The organism is Bradyrhizobium sp. USDA 10063 (assembly GCF_054063735.1).
Map to the genome: position 1 here is coordinate 38,838 of NZ_JBSSGP010000002.1, position 18,287 is coordinate 57,124.

17 protein-coding genes and 2 pseudogenes are annotated in these 18,287 nt (G+C 60.8%); 14 read left to right on the plus strand and 5 right to left on the minus strand.

Features of this window, described 5'->3' with window-relative positions; genetic code table 11:
• The first annotated feature begins 1 nt into the window (after position 1).
• The 6 genes from ACVJGD_RS02190 to ACVJGD_RS02215 all read left to right on the plus strand — a co-directional run bounded on the left by ACVJGD_RS02190 (position 2) and on the right by ACVJGD_RS02215 (position 6,712).
• Entirely contained in the window at positions 2-1,159 is a 1,158-nt protein-coding gene (locus ACVJGD_RS02190; RefSeq protein ID WP_456632819.1) for a glycosyltransferase, read from the plus strand.
• Positions 1,156-1,749, plus strand: a complete 594-nt coding sequence (locus ACVJGD_RS02195) for a putative colanic acid biosynthesis acetyltransferase (RefSeq protein ID WP_456632820.1) — start codon at positions 1,156-1,158, stop codon at positions 1,747-1,749. Before ACVJGD_RS02190 ends, ACVJGD_RS02195 begins: the two co-directional genes overlap by 4 nt.
• Entirely contained in the window at positions 1,749-2,501 is a 753-nt protein-coding gene (locus tag ACVJGD_RS02200) for a class I SAM-dependent methyltransferase (protein WP_456632821.1), read from the plus strand. Before ACVJGD_RS02195 ends, ACVJGD_RS02200 begins: the two co-directional genes overlap by 1 nt.
• A gap of 219 nt (positions 2,502-2,720) precedes the next feature.
• A complete protein-coding gene (locus tag ACVJGD_RS02205; protein WP_456632822.1) occupies positions 2,721-3,335 on the plus strand; it encodes a calcium-binding protein in 615 nt (204 codons plus the stop codon).
• 309 nt (positions 3,336-3,644) lie between these two features.
• Positions 3,645-5,411 (plus strand): type I secretion system permease/ATPase, encoded by a 1,767-nt coding sequence (locus tag ACVJGD_RS02210; protein ID WP_456632823.1) that lies wholly within the window; start codon positions 3,645-3,647, stop codon positions 5,409-5,411.
• Entirely contained in the window at positions 5,408-6,712 is a 1,305-nt protein-coding gene (locus ACVJGD_RS02215; protein ID WP_456632824.1) for an HlyD family type I secretion periplasmic adaptor subunit, read from the plus strand. Before ACVJGD_RS02210 ends, ACVJGD_RS02215 begins: the two co-directional genes overlap by 4 nt.
• A gap of 235 nt (positions 6,713-6,947) precedes the next feature.
• Here ACVJGD_RS02215 and galE read toward each other — a convergent pair whose 3' ends face one another.
• A complete protein-coding gene (galE, locus tag ACVJGD_RS02220) occupies positions 6,948-7,952 on the minus strand; it encodes a UDP-glucose 4-epimerase GalE (RefSeq protein ID WP_456632825.1) in 1,005 nt (334 codons plus the stop codon).
• A gap of 220 nt (positions 7,953-8,172) precedes the next feature.
• Here galE and ACVJGD_RS02225 point away from each other — a divergent pair.
• Positions 8,173-8,292 (plus strand): annotated as a pseudogene (locus ACVJGD_RS02225) (helix-turn-helix domain-containing protein); the annotation flags it as partial.
• A gap of 59 nt (positions 8,293-8,351) precedes the next feature.
• On the opposite strand, the gene ACVJGD_RS02230 reads toward ACVJGD_RS02225, so the two are convergent.
• Both ACVJGD_RS02230 and ACVJGD_RS02235 read right to left on the minus strand, forming a co-directional pair.
• Positions 8,352-8,561, minus strand: a complete 210-nt coding sequence (locus ACVJGD_RS02230; protein WP_456632826.1) for a hypothetical protein — start codon at positions 8,559-8,561, stop codon at positions 8,352-8,354.
• Between the two features lie 159 nt (positions 8,562-8,720).
• Complete coding sequence (locus ACVJGD_RS02235) at positions 8,721-9,101, minus strand: VanZ family protein (protein ID WP_456632827.1); 381 nt, start codon at positions 9,099-9,101, stop codon at positions 8,721-8,723.
• A 236-nt stretch (positions 9,102-9,337) separates the two neighbouring features.
• Between ACVJGD_RS02235 and ACVJGD_RS02240 the strand changes: the two genes are divergently transcribed.
• Positions 9,338-10,009, plus strand: coding sequence for a response regulator transcription factor (locus tag ACVJGD_RS02240; protein ID WP_028167982.1), 672 nt, complete (start codon positions 9,338-9,340; stop codon positions 10,007-10,009).
• A 116-nt stretch (positions 10,010-10,125) separates the two neighbouring features.
• Positions 10,126-11,499 carry an ATP-binding protein gene (locus ACVJGD_RS02245; RefSeq protein ID WP_456632828.1) on the plus strand — a complete coding sequence of 458 codons (1,374 nt, stop codon included), beginning with the start codon at positions 10,126-10,128 and terminating at the stop codon, positions 11,497-11,499.
• A gap of 19 nt (positions 11,500-11,518) precedes the next feature.
• Here ACVJGD_RS02245 and ACVJGD_RS02250 read toward each other — a convergent pair whose 3' ends face one another.
• Positions 11,519-11,809 carry a BrnA antitoxin family protein gene (locus ACVJGD_RS02250; RefSeq protein ID WP_456632829.1) on the minus strand — a complete coding sequence of 97 codons (291 nt, stop codon included), beginning with the start codon at positions 11,807-11,809 and terminating at the stop codon, positions 11,519-11,521.
• Positions 11,784-12,050: a BrnT family toxin gene (locus ACVJGD_RS02255; protein WP_456632830.1), complete on the minus strand. Its 267-nt coding sequence runs from the start codon at positions 12,048-12,050 to the stop codon at positions 11,784-11,786. Before ACVJGD_RS02255 ends, ACVJGD_RS02250 begins: the two co-directional genes overlap by 26 nt.
• A 188-nt stretch (positions 12,051-12,238) precedes the next feature.
• Between ACVJGD_RS02255 and ACVJGD_RS02260 the strand changes: the two genes are divergently transcribed.
• The 5 genes and pseudogenes from ACVJGD_RS02260 to ACVJGD_RS02280 all read left to right on the plus strand — a co-directional run bounded on the left by ACVJGD_RS02260 (position 12,239) and on the right by ACVJGD_RS02280 (position 17,893).
• Entirely contained in the window at positions 12,239-13,642 is a 1,404-nt protein-coding gene (locus ACVJGD_RS02260) for a hypothetical protein (RefSeq protein ID WP_456632831.1), read from the plus strand.
• A 146-nt stretch (positions 13,643-13,788) separates the two neighbouring features.
• A complete protein-coding gene (gene ccmI, locus ACVJGD_RS02265; protein ID WP_456632832.1) occupies positions 13,789-14,895 on the plus strand; it encodes a c-type cytochrome biogenesis protein CcmI in 1,107 nt (368 codons plus the stop codon).
• Positions 14,896-14,924: 29 nt separating this feature from the next.
• Positions 14,925-15,416, plus strand: coding sequence for a cytochrome c maturation protein CcmE (ccmE, locus tag ACVJGD_RS02270; protein ID WP_456632833.1), 492 nt, complete (start codon positions 14,925-14,927; stop codon positions 15,414-15,416).
• Positions 15,413-17,396: pseudogene (locus tag ACVJGD_RS02275) on the plus strand (heme lyase CcmF/NrfE family subunit). Before ccmE ends, ACVJGD_RS02275 begins: the two are co-directional and overlap by 4 nt.
• Positions 17,396-17,893 (plus strand): cytochrome c-type biogenesis protein, encoded by a 498-nt coding sequence (locus ACVJGD_RS02280; RefSeq protein WP_456632834.1) that lies wholly within the window; start codon positions 17,396-17,398, stop codon positions 17,891-17,893. The pseudogene ACVJGD_RS02275 and the gene ACVJGD_RS02280 overlap by 1 nt, the downstream one beginning before the upstream one ends.
• The last annotated feature ends 394 nt before the right edge of the window (positions 17,894-18,287 follow it).

Below are 18,287 nucleotides of genomic sequence, written 5' to 3' on the forward strand. Positions count from 1 at the left end.
GATGCGTGTACTACAAATTATAGCGTCTTCTGATCCAAAGTCGGGCGGCGTCATCGAAGGAGTATTGCAGACGTCCCGCCTCATGAGGCAGTTCGGGGTCGAGTCGGAGATATTGTGTTTCGATGCACCGGATTCGGATTGGCTTGTGCACCTGGACGTCCGTACTCACGCTCTCGGCCGCATGACAACATTTTACGAATATGCGCCGTCAGCGGTACCGTGGCTGAGGAAGCATGTGCTCGAATATGACGCGATAATAGTAAATGGTCTGTGGAACTATGCGACACGCGCGTCGTCCGTCGTGCTCCGATCGAGAAGGGTTCCTTATTTCGTATTTCCGCACGGTATGATGGATCCATGGTTTCGGCAGCAGTATCCGTTGAAGCACCGCGCGAAGCAGCTCTTGTGGTTCTTCAGTGAAGGGCCGCTTCTGGCGAATGCGAACGCCGTCTTGTTCACGACGGATGAAGAGCGACGATTGGCTCGGGGGGAGTTTTACTTTCAGAGATACTGCGAAAAAGTCGTTGGCTATGGGACCAGCCGTCCTACAGCGATCGATCGATTGGACGGGAGCAACTTTCGTAAGCGACTTCCCGCGCTCGGAATGCGTCCCTTCCTTTTGTTTTTGGGACGCATTCATCCAAAGAAAGGCTGCGACTTGCTGCTTTCAGCCTTTTCGTCTCTCTCGGACAAATACCGGGATATCGACTTGGTCATAGCCGGCCCTGATCAAGTTGGTCTCCAGCGCCAGTTGATGCAGATGGCCCAAGATCTTGGAATTGGTCATAGGATTCATTGGCCAGGAGTGCTTCTGGGAGATGCGAAATGGGAGGCGTATCTCGCCGCCAAGGCCTTCGTACTTCCGTCGCATCAGGAGAATTTCGGGATCGTCGTAGCAGAGGCGCTAGCATGTGGTACGCCGGTTCTCATAACGAATAAGGTCAACATTTGGCGGGAAGTGAGGGACAGCGGTGGTGGCCTCGTTGAAGATGATAGCGTCCCAGGAATAACGAGGTTGTTGCGAAGTTATCTCGACCTGCCGACCGAGCAGGCTCAAGCTATGCGCGTTCTGGCCCGCCAGTGCTTCGACGCCCATTTCGATGCGGTTTCGGTGAGCCGGACCCTGGTTGATACAATCTCCGAAACGGTGGTTGCATGACCAGAGTTCTGAACGCTGCCGAGACCAATCCCCGCGAGGGCGGAGCCACTTTTCCGCTCAAGAACCGGCTCGAACGACTGATGTGGAGCCTTGTGTGGAACGGACTTGGAATTTGGACGCCGGTCCCATTTCATGCATGGCGAAGAGCCTTGGTTCGCCTGTTTGGAGGCAACATTGCTCCCACTGCGAAGATTTACCCAGGGGTGAGCATTTGGTATCCGCGTAATCTCGAGCTCCAGGCGTTTTCCTGTCTCGGCCGGCGGGTGAATTGTTATTCGATGGCCAGCATTGTACTCGGACCGTATGCGCTGGTCTCCCAGGGGGCGCACTTGTGCTGTGGTTCGCACGATGTCGATGATCCCAATTTCCAGTTGTTCACCGCCGGCATTCGAATCGACAGCAACGCATGGATCGCAGCGGACGCGTTCGTTGGGCCGGGAGTCGTCGTCGGAGAGGGCGCGGTATTGGGAGCCCGGGGCGTGACGACCAAGGATTTGCTGCCCTGGACGATCTATGCAGGTAATCCCGCTCGACAATTGAGGGCGCGCCGTCGTTTCACTGACGTTCGATCCCTTGCGGAGGACAATTGATGTACGATCACAAACAGTCGCTGAAGGAGGTCGTGCGGCACGTGATATACCGTTGCGGCCTCATAGAGGCTTGGGACAAGGTAAGAAATCGGCGAGGACGCTATACGGACTATATGCGCGAAGGAGATATCAGGGAGGTCTTCTCCCAGATCTATTCGAAGAATGTCTGGGTAGAATTCAAGGACCAGGAAAGCTTGTCCGGCGCCGGATCGACTCAGTACGCAGCCGACAAGATCGTCCGCAGCCTGTCTGCCTTCCTGCGGGAGGTCGGTTGTCGTCGCCTTGTTGATATTGGGTGCGGCGACTTCAATTGGATGCGGGCCGTGGAGGGTGACTTCGACTATCTTGGAATCGATGTCGTGCCCAGTGTCGTAGAGGAGAATACCGCCAGATTTCAGAACGAGCGGCGGCGCTTCATCTGTCTGGATGCAAGTCGAAATCCAATTGAAACGGGAGACGTCGCCCTTTGTCGGGAGGTGCTATTTCACCTCTCGTTCACTGATGCGAAGCGGCTCATCAGCAACATTAAGGCTGCTGGATTCAAATACATCATTCTTACCTCTGACAAGTCGATCTGGTTCAACTCCGATATCCGGAATGGCGACTTTAGAAGAATAAATCTCCAATTGGCGCCATTTAACTTTCCCGCTCCACATAAGGAGTTGATCGATGACAGGGTTGCTGAGGGAAGGGTGCTGGCCGTTTGGCAGACTGATTCTCTGCTAAGCCAGAACGTTACTATAGCTACCTAGTGGACGCTGCGCGCCGATTTCGCAATCACTGGCTGTCGGGCAGCCAGGAAGTCCCAGTCTCTCTCGATAGCCTTCCCGATCTCAGTTAAGCCTTAAGCAATTTAGGTCCAAATCCAAGATTTTTTGATTGAAATTGCAAAACCCGAATTATAGGTTCCAACTCATTAAAGGAACGTTACTGTTGCTTTAAGAATGCATTCGTATTTTGAGGAGGTACTTGTGACAATAACCCCATTGATTGGCACTAGCGGCGATGACCGGCTCGTTGGCGCCGCGGACCAAAACATCTCTGGTGGTGATGGCAACGATACCATCATCGGTGGCTCTGGCCACAACATCGTTCTTACCGGCGGGGCGGGCAACGACGTCATCGTCGCAGGTAGTGATGGCGATATTATCCGCGATAAGATTGGTAATAATAATATCATCGGCGGTGCCGGAAATGACAATATTTCTCTAGGTGACGGAAATGACACCGTGAGAGCGGGCGCCGGAAATGACTTCATCGAGGGTGGTGGCGGCAACGACAATCTCGGCGGCGGAGCCGGGTCCGATACTTTCTATTACGACTTCTCGAATGGTAAGCAGACCGGCGGCGACAAGATCGGGGACTTCGTCGCTGGCGAGGATAAGATCGTTCTTCACGACTTTAATGGCCAGGATATTACCCTGCACTCGGTCGCCGACTTTCAGAGCTTTATTCACGATCTCCTCAACGATTCGAGCGCCACGACACTGGCGCGCGCTGTCGGCAAAGATCTCGCCATTAATCTGGACGGGCATAGCTCTATTATGCTCGTTGGACATGCTGATTGGCTCACGGGCGTCAGCTAACGACAACCGATTTATTCAATCCGTTCCAGTGGTGCGTGCGAGCAACGCTATGTTCGCACGTACCAGAGGGCCATAAGCAGAATCGCACTCTCGCTTAGTCGGATGCCGTTTCTTAGAAGTTGCGGCATCTTGGGCGAGTTCGAGATTGTGCGCGCTAGCAGATATATTTTTCAGACTCGGGTGAGAGGTTTGCCCGGGCGTCGGGCGTTTTCTTGACTTGGGGCACGACACTACCGCTGGAAGAGGCGCGCGCCGTGACTGCTGTCACAGCGCTCATTGCGTTTTGTGGAATCTATGGAAGCGCGGGGCATGAGTGTTTTTCGTGAAGCGCGGGATGCTCATTTTGCGCTGAGGAAGTCTCCGGCTTTACTTTTTATTCAGCGCAGCCGCATGGCTTTTATCGCGGTTGGACTTTTCAGTTGCTTCATCAATGTCCTGATGCTGACGGGATCGTTCTTTATGCTCCAGGTCTACGATCGCGTTTTGCCTAGCCGGAGTGTATCGACCCTTGTTGCCCTCGGTGTCTTGGTGGCAGTCCTCTATCTTTTCCAGGCAGCTCTTGAAGCAATCCGGGGGCGTATCTTTGTGCGAATCGCGCGCTCATTCGATTCATCCATAAGTCAAATAGTGGTCAGAACGCTTTTCGAGTCATCGCGCTTTGGTCGTTTGAATGGAGACGGACTTCAACCTCTGCGTGACTTGGACCAGGTGAGAGCGTTTCTTTCAAGCGCGGGACCGACGGCATTTTTCGACCTGCCCTGGATCCCTCTCTACCTCGGCCTCTGCTTTGCTTTTCATTTCTGGATTGGGGCTGCCGCACTATCGGGCGCCATGCTGCTAATTCTACTGACGGCGATCAGTGGTGGGCTCACAGATCGACCGACCAAAGCTGCCATCACTGCTGGCACGGCCCGGTTGGGCTTAGCAGCGATGGGGGTGCGTCACGCTGAAACCCTGCACGCGCTCGGGATGACAAATCGCGTTGTTTCAAAGTGGCAGGATCGAAATCTGACGTATCTGAACGCGCATCAGCGCAGTGCCGATGTTCTTGCGGGCTTTGGCGCGGCGAGTCGGGCGTTTCGCATGTTTCTTCAATCAGCGATCTTGGGGCTTGGCGCCTTCCTTGTAATCCATCAGGAAGCAACCGCCGGCATCATTATCGCCAGCTCGATCCTCACTGCGAGGGCATTGGCTCCTGTTGAGCTTACCATAGCTCATTGGAAGAACTTTTTAGCAGCCAAGCAGGGATGGGTAACCTTGAAGGCTATGCTCACGCATGCTGCAGTTACCGTTAGAAAGCCGGTCTTGCTTCCTCCGCCGAGGTCAACTCTATCCATCGAAGGACTGACTGTTCGGACTCCGAATAACCCGAAAGTCGTCGTGTCTGACGTCAGCTTTGTGCTGCACGCAGGTCAAGGGCTTGGTGTGATCGGACCTAGTGGTTCCGGCAAATCATCATTGGCGAGAGCAATTGTCGGTGTATGGCCTTCAATTCGCGGAACTGTTCGATTGGATGGAGCATCGATCGATCAATGGAGCAGTGAGGAGCTTGGAGCGCATATTGGATACGTGCCGCAAACGGTCGACCTTTTAGCCGGTACGATCGCCGAGAACATTGCGAGATGCAGGACTGACGTCGACGACCAAATGATAATTCGGGCCGCAAAGGCCGCGGATGTGCACGAAATGATAGTGCGCCTTCCGGACGGTTATAATACGATTATTGGGGATGGAGGCGTTGGTCTATCGGCGGGTCAGCGGCAGCGCATTGGGCTTGCTCGTGCCTTGTTAGGCGATCCTTGGCTCGTGGTCCTGGATGAGCCGAATTCCAATCTCGACGCGGAAGGCGAACAGGCCCTAACGAAGGCTATTGTTGGCGTGCGCCAGCGAAAGGGCATCGTTATTGTTATTGCGCACCGGCCGTCTGCGTTAGTTGCAGTCGACCAGATCCTTGCACTGTCTGACGGGGTTGTACAAGCATTCGGCCCTAAAGAGACGGTCCTAGCACAAGTCACGCGTTCGGCACCCGCTACTCCTGCTTCACTCAAGATCGTCGATGCAGGCGCCACATCGTGACCGACGTCGATGAGGACGCCCAAACAAGTCTTCGGCAGCACGTGATCTTCGGCTGCGCGCTGCTGGCCGTCCTCGTAGCGGGTTTGGGCGGATGGGCGGCAATCACGGAAGTTTCTGGCGCAGTTGTCGCCTCTGGGTCGCTCGTTGTTGAGAGCAACGTGAAGCGCGTCCAGAATCCAACCGGTGGAATTGTAAGCGAGTTGCGCGTCCGTGATGGTGATCACGTCGCCGCCGGCCAAATCCTCCTTCGTCTCGACGAAACGTTGACGCGAGCCAACTTGGCTGTTGTTACGAAGAGTTTGAGCGAGCTTAAGATACGCGAGTCGCGACTTGAAGCCGAACGACGCGGAGAGGAAGAAATCGAAATTCCCACCGACCTTTCTAAGTCTGCAAACATTGATCTCGCCCGCATGATATCGAGCGAGCGCAAGTTGTTTGAGGTCCGGCGTAGCTCCCGGCTAGGCAAGAAGGCACAGCTTCGCGAACAGATAAGTCAATTGCGCCAGCAAGCGCATGGGTTCGTTGGTCAAGCTGACTCGAAAGGGCAGGAGATCGAGCTCATAGCAAAGGAGCTGACTGGCGTACGCGAGCTTTGGAAACAAAACTTGGTTCCCATCTCACGCGTTACCGCCTTGGAGCGGCAAGCTGTGAGTCTGGAAGGCGAACGTAACCAGCTCCTCACGAGCGCCGCGCAGACGAATGGGAGAATCAACGAAACTGAGTTGCAAATAATTCAGATCGATGAAGATCTTCGTACCGAGGTGGCAAAAGAGCTGCGGGACGTGCAAGCGCAAATCGAGCAGCTTACCGAGCGAGAAGTTGCTGCGAAAGATCAACTTAGTAGGACGGATATTCGCGCACCTCAGGATGGAATTGTCCAGCAGCTCACTGTCCACACCGCTGGCGAGGTCGTCAGCACTGCGGAGCCGATTATGCTGATTGTGCCGCAATCCGACGAACTAAAGGCGGAAGTCAGGGTCGCGCCCCAATACATTGACCAGCTCACGGTCGGCCAGCCTGCATCTATTCGCTTTTCTGCGTTCGATCAAAGGACCACGCCTGAGTTGGACGGGGTGCTAACTCGTATTTCTGCTGATACGATCAATGATCCAAAAACTGGAGCACCGTACTACCTAGCACGTGTGAGCATCTCTGACAAAGAACTGGGGCGGTTGGGGGGACTGAAGCTAGTACCTGGAATGCCGATTGACGTGTTTATACGGACGTCGGAGCGAACAGTGATGTCGTATCTGCTAAAGCCTCTCAGAGACCAGATTGTTCGAGCCTTTCGCGAGAGATGATCCACGCTGGTGGCAGGCACCCGCGTTCACCTCAACGAGGTTCGAAGCGACATTAGTGCGGCGCGAGGACGATTGGCACTGTTCGGTGCAATCCTTTGCGCTCGTTGACGATGGCTAGCGTCGTCGCAGCGGCATCGCCGACGAAAATGGTTGCATATCACCTTGTGCCCGCTTGCTCTGTTGCCAAAGGTGCGAAGGCAGAACGTGTTGCGCGCTGGCAATCGCTATGGCGTCATCAGTTGTATCCGTCGGGATTATTGCTCTGCCACCGCCAATGGTCAGCGCACATCGTCTCAAGCGATCTGGCCGCTTTCCATCCCATCAGCTTCGATGCGGTTTCGGTGGCAGCGTAGTAGGCGTCGATGTCACCCGCCCGGCGCGGTTTGATGTCATACGGGATAGGCCGGCCGCACGCCTTTTCGAAGGCGCGAACGACGTCGAGCACGCTGCTGCCGGTACCGGTTCCGAGATTTACCGAGAAGCATTTCGGGCTGTCCAATGCCTTCAGTGCGGACAGGTGTCCGAGCGCCAGGTCCATGACATGGATATAGTCGCGAACGCCTGTTCCGTCAGGCGTGTCGTAGTCGGCGCCCCATATGTTCAATCGCTCGCGTCGCCCGATGGCGACCTGAGCCACGAAGGGGACCAGGTTGTTGGGGACGCCCCGGGGGTCCTCGCCGATCAAGCCGCTCTCGTGCGCCCCGACCGGATTGAAATAGCGCAAAATGGCGATCCGCCAGCTCGGCTCGCTGACATATTGGTCACGGAGCATGTCCTCGATGATGAGCTTGGTCCGTCCATAGGGGTTCACGGGACTTAAGGGGTGGTCTTCGGTATAGGGCAGAAATTTCGGGGTGCCGTAGACGGTCGCCGATGAACTGAACACGATGGTCTTGACGCCCGACCGTTGCATCGCGCGCAGCAGCCGGTGCGTTCCGATGACGTTCTGATCGTAATATTCGAGCGGCTCCGCGACGGAGTCCTGAACGGATTTCAGCCCGGCAAAATGCATCACCGCCGTGCAGTTGTATTGCGTCAATACCTGCTCGATCGCGCGTTCGTCGCGAATATCGCCTTCCACGGCAATCAGCGACTTGCCGCAAATCTGCTGCACGCGCTGCAGGGCGATCGGACTGCTGTTGGAGAAGTTATCGAATACGACGACATCTTCGCCCGCAGCCAGCAGGGCCACGCAAGCATGCGAGCCGATATAGCCGGCCCCGCCGGTCACAAGGATCATCGTCATTCCCCGCCAGATTGGGTTCTCAAGCAGCAGTCCCGCGGCACAAACTCACTACAATCTAGAGCTGTCGAAAGCAAATATGCGATGCGAGGGTTAGACAGCGGGATAGAGGCTGCCCTGTCAAGATCGATCCGAGAGAATTTGGCGTGGCCCTTAACTCCGGCTCGACCGCGGCCGTTGCCGGCGCCACTCCGAGCCGCAGCGTACTGATACCCCCGTGGGTTATGGCCAGCTCAGCCTTGAAGAGCGCGTTGAGATCTATCGCCTGCATGCAGGCGGTAGATCTCAGAACCAAATTGCGTCTGCGCTTGGCCGGGCGCCGTCGACGGTGACGAGATTGCGGATCGCCTGGCGGCCGCCATCACTGAAATAGAATTGCCGTGGCAAGCGTCTCAGCTAGACCGCCGCGCCCGTTGCGTCGATGCCCAGGCCGACATCGAACAAATCGCGCCGATCGGATAACGCCAGGCTGCGCAATTCGCCGAGCGTGCCGCGCGCGGCTGAACAATGGCTGCATCTGACGATCGCGGAGGGCGGGGCGAGTTCGCCGTGGTCGATCACCACGCCGATACTGTCGCATTCAATGCATACGAGCTGAAAACTCATTTTCGAAATTCTTCAATCCACCGGACGCTTTAAACTGCCGACGAAGCAAGCCTCATGCCACCGATGCATCGCCGTGCGGCCGAGGTTATTCGGACGATGGTGACATTTCAATGTGACGTCTGTTTTAACCCTAAGTGCGGCGACGGCTCCTGCGCACCGTCAGGGCGTATTCCCTTCAGCGCCTATTCCCCTGAGCCGGCTGAGCGGGCCGCGCAGCAGCAATTCCCCGAAATGGCTGAGGGCAATCCCCGAGAGCCCGCCGCCAGCCTTGACCAGCGCGTCGATGAGGCGGCCATGCCTATCCGGCGTCAGCAGTTGCAGCGCTTCCAGCGCGAATGCGCTGCCGATGACAACCGCGACGATCAGGAGCAGCCGGTTGGGATAGCCTCGCGCGAATGCAAATCCCATCAGCGCGAACGCTGCGAAATGCTCGAGCTGGGGACCTGCGACGACAGGGCGGTCTTGAAGCGGGGAAAGCGTCGCGAAGGCGATGAAGGCGAGCACCAGCCAGGCGGCGCCCAGGGACAGTCGTTGGTTCATAGGTTGTTGCTAAGCAAAAACGGGGCCGAGCTCAACCCAGGCAGGATCGCCGCCGCACGCATGGCAGCGCTATCAGCAGATATCGTTAACCCCGGCGGCTGTTCAGCCGGTCCAAATCTGCTATCAAGCCGCGGAAATGAACAAAAAGTAACATGGCACCGTTTATCTCGTTCATAGCCCGTTCACGCCGGTCGGCCTCATCTTAGCGATGTCGCGGCTCGCCATCGGAGGCCAAATTGCGCCTGCTCGTCGTTGAGGATGATCCGGATCTCAATCGCCAGCTTACGACCGCGCTGACGGATGCCGGTTATGTGGTCGATCGCGCGTTCGACGGCGAGGAGGGGCACTATCTCGGCGACAGCGAGCCCTACGACGCCGTCGTCCTCGACATCGGTCTGCCGAAGATGGACGGCATCTCGGTGCTGGAAGCCTGGCGACGCAACGGACGCGCCATGCCGGTCTTGATCCTGACCGCGCGCGACCGCTGGAGCGACAAGGTGCAGGGCTTTGACGCCGGCGCCGACGACTACGTCGCAAAACCGTTCCATATGGAAGAGATCTTGGCGCGGATCCGCGCGCTGCTGCGCCGCTCCACCGGCCACGCCCAGTCCGAATTGACCTGCGGCCCGGTGACGCTGGATACCCGCACCGGCCGCGTCAGCGTCTCCGGCAACCCGGTGAAGATGACATCGCACGAATACCGGCTGCTGGCCTATCTGATGCACCACACCGGGCGCGTGGTGTCGCGCACCGAGTTGGTCGAGCACCTCTACGACCAGGACTTCGATCGCGACTCCAACACCATCGAAGTGTTCGTTGGACGCATCCGCAAGAAACTCGACGTCGACATCATCCAGACCGTGCGCGGCCTCGGCTACCTCCTGACGCCGCCGCCGAACGGCGCGTAGCCGTCCAGGCGCCGCTGGTGGCCGGGCTTACTTTTTGATCGGAGCATGGTCTTATCCGAAAATCGGTACCCACCCCGCACCAAGCGCGGGGCAGGTTTTTTCGGGATCATGCTCTGATGCGTGGAAGCTCGCTCGCCACCCGCCTGTTCCTGTCGGCGACCGCATGGCTGGTGGTGATCCTGGCGATCACCGGCTTCATCCTGTCCTCGGTGTATCGAGATGCGACAGAGCGTGCCTTCGACCGCCGCCTCAACCTCTATCTGCGCACCCTCATCGCCGAGGTCGCCACGCCCGACGAGCCGGCGGACCACCAGTTCCAGCTTGGCGAGCCCCTGTTCGAATTGCCGTTGTCCGGCTGGTATTGGCAGATCCTGCGCACCGACGTGGAAAAGGGCGAAACCCGCGCCTCGCGGTCGCTATGGGACAAGAAGCTGCCGAGACTGGAGGACCAGGGCTTCGAGCTGACCGCCGCCGGCATTCGCATCGGCTATGTCGATGGCCCCGAGGGACAGACGCTGCGCATGGTGGAGCGTCCGGTCGATCTCGGCAGCGACGGCAGGTTCCTGGTCAGCGTTGCCGGTGACGCCAGCGAGATCTTCGACGAGACGCGCAGCTTCGATTACTACCTCGGCGGCACCTTCACATCGCTCGGCATTGTGTTGTTGCTGACGACGATCTTCCAGGTTCGTTTCGGCCTGGCGCCGCTCAAGCGCATTTCGGAGGCGATCGCCGATATCCGCTCCGGCCGCGCCGAGCGGCTCGAAGGCCGGTTTCCGGTCGAGATCGCGCCGCTGGCGCGCGAGACCAATGCGCTGATCGACGCCAACCGCGAGATCGTCGAGCGCGCGCGCACCCATGTCGGCAATCTCGCCCACGCGGTCAAGACGCCGTTGTCGGTGATCTTCAACGAAGCCTCCACGCATGCCGCCGATCCCTTCGCCGCCAAGGTGCTGGAGCAGGCCGAGGTGATGCGAGACCAGGTTGCGCATCATCTGGAGCGCGCCCGTATCGCCGCGCGCGTCACCATCGTCGCCACCGTCACCGAAGTGGCGCCGGTGATCGAAGCGCTGCGGCGGACCATGGAGAAGATCCATCGCGACCGCGGCATCACGATCGAGCTCAAGGCCGACTCATCGGCGAAATTCCGCGGCGAGCGCCAGGACCTCGAAGAGATGGCCGGCAACCTCGTCGATAACGCCTGCAAATGGGCGGCCTCGCAGGTCTTCATCGAAGTCCGGGTCGCGCCGCCGGCAGAGCCGGGCGCCGGTCCGCGGCTGCATATCGTCGTCGACGACGACGGACGCGGATTGTCGGCCGCCGAGCGGGCCCAGGTATCGCGGCGCGGCCAGCGGCTCGATGAATCCAAGCCGGGCTCGGGGCTCGGCCTTTCGATCGTCACCGATCTCGCCGGCCTCTATGGCGGCAGCCTGTCACTCCGCAATGCGCCCATCGGCGGCTTAAGGGCGGAGCTGGAGTTGCCGGGAGTTTGAAAGCCGAGGAGCCGCGGCCTCACTTGATCTTGTTGATCCGTCGCAAATCGGCGTCAATCCGCGACTGCCAGCCCGGGCCCTTGGCCTTGTAGGCCTCGATCACCTGCGGTGAGAGACGGATCGAGACGAGCTTTTTCGTCGGCGCCTTGTTCGGCCCGCGTCCCCTGCGGATCGATGCCGCGAGCTCGGGAAACACTTCCGCAAACGGCCGCGCCTTTGCAAAATCCTCCTTGGTCCATTCCGGATTGTCGCTGACTTCGCGCAAATCGCGCGCGGTGTAACCCTTATGGCTCTTCCTTGCTTTCGGCATAGAGCTTCCTTTCCTGCCTGCTCGCGGGGCGCAGGCTGATCACGCTGATGGCCTCAGCGCCGAGCGCGAAAAAGACGACTGCGATGACGCCATGGGCACTCACGCCAATGCCCCTCCAGCGTCGGCTGTGGGTTGGACGAAGCAGGGCGTTGTCAAAGAAAGTCTCGTCGAGATCGGCGAAATCCAGCCCGTGCTTGACAAGATTGGCCTGCCGTTTCGGCTCATCCCACACGATCACCATCGAATTATATTGTGGATACAATATGTCGTACTGTCAATGTAAATGTAACTGCGCGAACCGATCACCATTGTTGGAGCGGCCAGCGCTCACGCACCATTACTAAACGCCTTCTTAACGCGCGCCCCTCTATCATGCCGAGCGGACGCGTTCCTGCGTCGCCATCACGAGCACTCAATCACCCCAGGCCAATGAGCCAGACATCAACCGAGCGGCTGAGGGAGTATCTCGCGCAGCTTCCGCCGCAATCGCAGGCGCTGCTGATGCGGGAGTTCGAGCGCGCGGTGGAGCGCGGCGAGGATGTCAGCGTCGCCACTCTCGTGCTCGAGCAGTTGCGCAAGATCGTGCGCCGGGCCGAGGAGGAGGAGACGCGTCCCCGCGGCGATGATCCGGCGCGCCTGTTGTACCGTCCGCTTGAGCCGTTCCTGGCCGAAGGCAATTTCCCGATCCGGCCGGGGCAGATCCGCCGCACCTCGCTGCTGCCGATATGGCAGTGGCTCGGCCGCGAGGGCGCGCCTGAAGCGACCCGCGAATTCGAGGCCGCGCTGATGAAGGCGCACGACAGCGGCGCAACTTCGGCGGCCGAGGCTGCGGCCCGCAAATATCAGCTCGCCGCGGCGGAGGCGATCGTCAAGGTCGCGACGCCGGTGCCGGGCGACGACAAGCAGCGGGCGCTATCGCGCGTCGGCCCGCCCAACGTCATCGAGGACCTGCTGTTGATCGGCATGGTATTGCGCGCGCGCGAGGCGCTTGAGACGCTCGGCAGCCGGCTTCCGAGCCAGCTCCGGGTGTTCGGCGACACCCAGATCGGCTCCGTCACCGCCGCGCTCAACGTCCCCTCGCTGCAGACGCCCCAATTGCTTCCCTTCGCGCTGTCCCTGGTGATGCAGCGCCTGGTCGCGCCCTGGCAGATCATCCGCCTTGCGATCAAGATGGCGGCGTCCGACGACGAGATCCGCGTCGCCGCCACGCCCTATGGCGTCGCCGTCACGATCGCCTTGCACGATCTCTCCTATCTCGCGGCCTGTCTGCGCAGCGACATCCGGCGCGGTCATCTCGACAATGTCGGGGAGCAACTGAAGACGCTGCATGACGGCGTGCGCGGCCTGCGCACCGAGCTCGACCTGCGCAACGAATCCACCTGGGGCAAGCAACTGACCTCGATCCGGGCCGACATCTCCAACTCGCTGCAATCGGAGATCGACAGCGTTCCCGGCCGGGTCCGCCGCATCCTGCGCCAGCGCCCGGATAAGGATATCTCCGCCACCGCCCGGATCGACCCCACCGAAGTCGAGGAGGTCGCCGCCCTCATTGATTTCGTTGCGGTGTGCCGCACCTATGCGAGCGAGCTTGCGATCAACGAGGTGACGCTTCGGACCTATTCCGACCTGCAGCAATATGTCGAGCAATCCACGGAGGCGCTGGTGCAGTCCTTGCGCGCCGGCGACCACAGGGTACGTGCCTATCGGCAGCAGCAGGCCAGCGCGGCGATCCGGTTCTGCGAGGTCCTGTTCGGCCACGACTACGCTTCGCTGATGAATCGCGCCGCGGAAAACGCTGTCACCGGCGAGCGCAAGTCCTCCCGCGCCGGCTAATTCCTGTTCTGATCCGTAATTCCTCCCTCCGGACGGTTACGTAGGCGGTTCCGATCCAGCAATTGTCAATTGCTCCGCTTCCCGCCGGTAGTGTAAACGGCGCATCAGGTGCCGGCTTTCGGTGCCGTTCGCCCGGGAACTCGTTGATGACACTGTGGTTTGTGTTCGCGCTGATGACGGTCGCGGCGATCTTCGCCGTGCTTTGGCCGCTCGGTCGCGCGACGCCTGCGACATCAGGCGGCAGCGAGTCCAATGTCTACAAGGACCAGCTCGCCGAGATCGAGCGCGATCTCGCTTCGGGCATGATCGGCGCGCCGGAAGCCGAAGCGGCGCGGGTCGAGATCGGCCGACGCTTGCTTGCCGCGGTGGACGGCGAGGCCGCGGCGGCGCCGAAAGCGAACCTGCGGCTGCGACGCTCGGCCGCCGTGGCGGCGCTGGTGGGGTTGCCGGTGATGGCGGCGGCGCTCTATCTCGTACTGGGCTCGCCGCGGCTCGGCGATTTTCCGCTCGCTGCGCGCAGTCGCACGGCTGACGTCAATCAGCCGCTCGCCAACCTGGTGGCGCAGGTGGAAGCGCATCTTGAAAAGAACCCGACCGACGGCCGCGGCTGGAACGTGCTGGCGCCGGTGCTCTCTCGGCTCGGCCGTTACGATGACGCCGTGCGGGCCTATCGCAATTCGATCACCTATAACGGCGACAGTTCGGAGCGCCGCGCCGATCTCGGCGAAGCGCTGACCGGTGCGGCCGGTGGTGTCGTCACCGCCGAGGCCAAGGCCGAATTCGAGCGTGCGATTTCGCAAAACGCCGACGATCCCAAGGCCAACTATTTCCTCGGGCTCGCCGCCGAGCAGGACGGCCGCAAGGCCGATGCAGCCTCGATCTGGCGCGCGATGCTGGCCAAGGCACCGGCGGATGCGCCGTGGCGATCGCTGGTGCAGGCCGCGCTGGTGCGCGTTGGCGCCGCTCCTGCCGCGCCCGCGCTTTCGGATGAAACCATGGCCGCGGCCAAGGACATGAGCGCGGGCGACCGCTCTGCGATGATCCGCGGCATGGTCGACCGGCTCGCCACGCGGTTGAAGCAGGACGGCAACGATGTCGAGGGATGGCTGCGGCTGGTGCGGGCCTATATGGTGATGGGCGAGCGCGACAAGGCGGTTGCCGCGCTCACCGATGCCCGCCAGGCGGTTGCCAATGATGCGGAGCGCTTGCGCCAGCTCAATGAAGGCCTGAAGAATCTCGGGCTGGATGGCTAACATGCGCACAGACAGGACCATAGGGAACCATGACGCGTAAGCAGCGGCGTTTGGTGATGATCGGCGGCTCGCTCGCGGTGCTCGCGGTGGCGGCTGTGCTGGTGCTCAGCGCTTTGCGCGATTCCATCGTGTTCTTCTCCACGCCTTCGATGGTTGCCGAGAAGCATATCGCCGCCGGGAAGCGGTTCCGCCTCGGCGGCCTGGTGCAGCCGGGCTCACTCAAGCGCGGCGACAGCCTCGCGGTGACGTTTGCGGTCGCCGACGGCAGCGCCACGCTGCCGGTCGCCTACAAGGGAATTCTGCCGGACCTGTTCCGCGAAGGGCAGGGCGTCGTCGCCGAGGGCGCGCTGGATCAGTCCGGCGTGTTCCGCGCTGACACCGTGCTCGCCAAGCATGACGAGACCTATATGCCCAAGGACGTCGCCGATGCCCTGAAGAAGCAGGGCCACTGGAAGGACGATTACGGCAAGCCCAGCGCCTCCGCTGAGCCGCCGCAGCCGGTGCAGGGGGCGATGCGTTGATCGCGGAGGCCGGACATTACGCGCTGGTGCTGGCGCTTGGGCTGGCGCTGATCCAGTCGGTCGTGCCGATGCTTGGGGCGCGCTGGCGCGATGTCGCGCTGATGAACGTCGCACGCTCCACCGCGCTCGCTCAGCTCTTGTTTGTCGGCGTTTCGTTCACCGCGCTGGTGACGCTGCACGTGACCTCGGATTTCTCCGTCGTCAACGTGTTCGAGAACTCGCACTCGATGAAGCCGCTGATCTACAAGATCACCGGCGTCTGGGGCAATCACGAGGGATCGATGCTGCTCTGGGTGTCGATCCTGGCGCTGTTCGGCGGCCTCGTCGCCGCCTTCGGCAACAATCTGCCGCTGACGCTGCGCGCGCATGTGCTCGCGGTGCAGGCCTGGATCGCGAGCGCCTTCTATCTCTTCATCCTGCTCACCTCGAATCCGTTCCTGCGCATCGCCAATCCGCCGATCGAGGGCAGGGATCTGAACCCGGTGCTGCAGGACATCGGCCTCGCCGTGCATCCGCCGATGCTCTATCTCGGCTATGTCGGCTTCTCGATTTCGTTCTCCTTCGCGGTCGCCGCCCTGATCGAGGGCCGCATCGACGCCGCCTGGGCGCGCTGGGTGCGGCCGTGGACGCTGCTGGCCTGGATCTTCCTCACGCTCGGCATCGCGATGGGATCGTACTGGGCCTATTACGAGCTCGGCTGGGGCGGCTGGTGGTTCTGGGACCCGGTCGAGAACGCCTCGCTGATGCCCTGGCTCGCCGGCACCGCATTGCTCCATTCGGCGCTCGTGATGGAGAAACGCAATGCGTTAAAAGTCTGGACCATCCTGTTGTCGATCCTGACTTTTTCGCTGTCACTGCTCGGCACGTTCCTGGTCCGCTCGGGCGTCCTGACCTCGGTGCATGCCTTCGCGACCGATCCGGCCCGTGGCGTGTTCATCCTGCTGATCCTCTGCGTCTTCATCGGCGGCAGCCTGTCGCTCTATGCGGCCCGGGCATCGTCCTTGAAGCAGGGCGGCCTGTTCGCGCCGATCTCGCGCGAGGGCGCACTGGTGCTCAATAATCTCTTCCTGACCACGGCCTGCGCCACCGTGTTCATCGGCACGCTCTATCCGCTGGCGCTCGAGGTCGTGACCGGCGACAAGATCTCGGTCGGCGCGCCGTTCTTCAACCTGACCTTTGGGCCGCTGTTCGTGCCGTTGATGATCGCGGTGCCGTTCGGCCCCATGCTGGCCTGGAAGCGCGGCGACTCTGCTTGGCGCAGCCCAGCGCCTGACCGCGGCCGGCATCGCCGCGCTGGTCGCGATCGCGGTGCTGTGGGCCTGGACGCGTGGCGGCGCCAGCTTTGCGCCGCTTGCGATCGGGCTTGCGGTATTCGTCGTCGCCGGCGCGCTCACCGACCTCGCCGAGCGCATCGGGCTGTTCCGGCTTCCGTTCGGCACGTCCGTGCAGCGGGCGCGCGGCCTGCCGCGTGCAGCCTGGGGCACGGCCTTCGCCCATGCCGGCGTCGGCATCGCCCTGATCGGGATCGTCTGCGAGACCACGTGGAACAGCGAATATATCGGCACCATGAAGCCGGGCGACGTCGCCAAAGTCGCGGGTTACGAACTGAAGCTCGACGATGTCGGCCAGCGCCAGGGCCCGAATTTCCGCGAGATGGTGGCGAGGTTCACCGTCGGCCTCGACGGAAATACGCTTAGCGTCATGACCCCGTCGAAGCGCAATTTCACCACGCGCGGCGCGTCCACCACGGAGGCCGCGCTGCTGACCCGCGGTGCGAGCCAGCTCTATATCTCGCTCGGCGATATCGCCGCAGAGGGCGGCATTGCGGTGCGCATCTACCACAAGCCGATGGTGCTCCTGATCTGGTTCGGCCCGGTGCTGATGGCCTTTGGCGGCCTGTTGTCGCTGTCGGACCGGCGCCTGCGCGTCGGCGCGCCCAAGCCGGCCAAGGCGGCGCGCGCATTGCAGGCGGCGGAGTGATGCGGAAGCTGCTTGCCGTCTGTGCGCTCGCACTGGCCGTGTCCGCCGGCGCACCGGCCTTCGCCGTGCAGCCCGACGAGATCATGGCTGATCCCGCCAAGGAAGCGCGGGCGCGGGAGCTCTCGCGCGAATTGCGCTGCATGGTGTGCCAGAATCAGTCGATCGACGATTCCGAGGCGCCGCTGGCGCGCGACCTGCGCATCCTGGTCCGCGAGCGGATCGCGGCCGGCGACAGCGACCGGCAGGTGATCGATTTCCTGGTGGCGCGCTATGGCGAATTCGTCCTGCTGAAGCCGCGCTTCAATCCGCACACGCTGCTGCTTTGGCTGGTGCCCCCGCTGGTGCTGGTCGGAGGCGCCGCAGCGCTTTGGCGGTTCGGCCGCCGCCGGGCAGCCACCTCGGCGGCGGCCGCCACCGGCACCCATCTCACCCCTGAGGAGGAGAGCCGGTTGGCTGCGCTGATGTCGGAGGAAGCGCCGGAGGAAAGGCGCGGCTAAAGCGCGATGAGATGAGGATGAATCATCATCGCGCTTTAGGTTATTGTTTGAGCATGATCTTTTCGGAAAACCGCTTCACACTTTTCCGGATCATGCTCTAGAGCATTTTCGGTTCTGATTGAATCAGAACCGAAGCTGTCGATCCTTGTTTTGACGCGTTTTCTTCACGCGAACCGATACCCACTTCGCTCGAAAACGCTCTGACCTACGTACTGTTGCGTAGGTCCATACGCGTCGGCGTCTGCCGCGGCATTCATCTAATCTTGACCTTTTGTGCGGAACTTTGCCTCGCCCTTCCTCCAGAGCATGATCCGGAAAAGTGGGTACCGGTTGTCCGAGAGGATCACGTTCACAAAATGATAGAGCGTGATGATGCTTCGCCGTAACGCTCTTG

Bases quoted from the DNA above. Each gene is read 5' to 3' on its own strand.
- ACVJGD_RS02190 (WP_456632819.1), top strand. From the start codon at position 2: ATGCGTGTACTACAAATTATAGCGTCTTCTGATCCAAAGTCGGGCGGC.
- ACVJGD_RS02200 (WP_456632821.1), top strand. From the start codon at position 1,749: ATGTACGATCACAAACAGTCGCTGAAGGAGGTCGTGCGGCACGTGATA.
- ACVJGD_RS02245 (WP_456632828.1), top strand. From the start codon at position 10,126: ATGCGTGGAAGCTCGCTCGCCACCCGCCTGTTCCTGTCGGCGACCGCA.
- ACVJGD_RS02235 (WP_456632827.1), bottom strand. From the start codon at position 9,101: ATGAACCAACGACTGTCCCTGGGCGCCGCCTGGCTGGTGCTCGCCTTC.
- ccmI (WP_456632832.1), top strand. From the start codon at position 13,789: ATGACACTGTGGTTTGTGTTCGCGCTGATGACGGTCGCGGCGATCTTC.
- ACVJGD_RS02195 (WP_456632820.1), top strand. From the start codon at position 1,156: ATGACCAGAGTTCTGAACGCTGCCGAGACCAATCCCCGCGAGGGCGGA.
- ACVJGD_RS02280 (WP_456632834.1), top strand. From the start codon at position 17,396: ATGCGGAAGCTGCTTGCCGTCTGTGCGCTCGCACTGGCCGTGTCCGCC.
- ccmE (WP_456632833.1), top strand. From the start codon at position 14,925: ATGACGCGTAAGCAGCGGCGTTTGGTGATGATCGGCGGCTCGCTCGCG.
- ACVJGD_RS02255 (WP_456632830.1), bottom strand. From the start codon at position 12,050: ATGGTGATCGTGTGGGATGAGCCGAAACGGCAGGCCAATCTTGTCAAG.
- ACVJGD_RS02250 (WP_456632829.1), bottom strand. From the start codon at position 11,809: ATGCCGAAAGCAAGGAAGAGCCATAAGGGTTACACCGCGCGCGATTTG.
- ACVJGD_RS02230 (WP_456632826.1), bottom strand. From the start codon at position 8,561: ATGAGTTTTCAGCTCGTATGCATTGAATGCGACAGTATCGGCGTGGTG.
- galE (WP_456632825.1), bottom strand. From the start codon at position 7,952: ATGATCCTTGTGACCGGCGGGGCCGGCTATATCGGCTCGCATGCTTGC.
- ACVJGD_RS02260 (WP_456632831.1), top strand. From the start codon at position 12,239: ATGAGCCAGACATCAACCGAGCGGCTGAGGGAGTATCTCGCGCAGCTT.
- ACVJGD_RS02210 (WP_456632823.1), top strand. From the start codon at position 3,645: ATGAGTGTTTTTCGTGAAGCGCGGGATGCTCATTTTGCGCTGAGGAAG.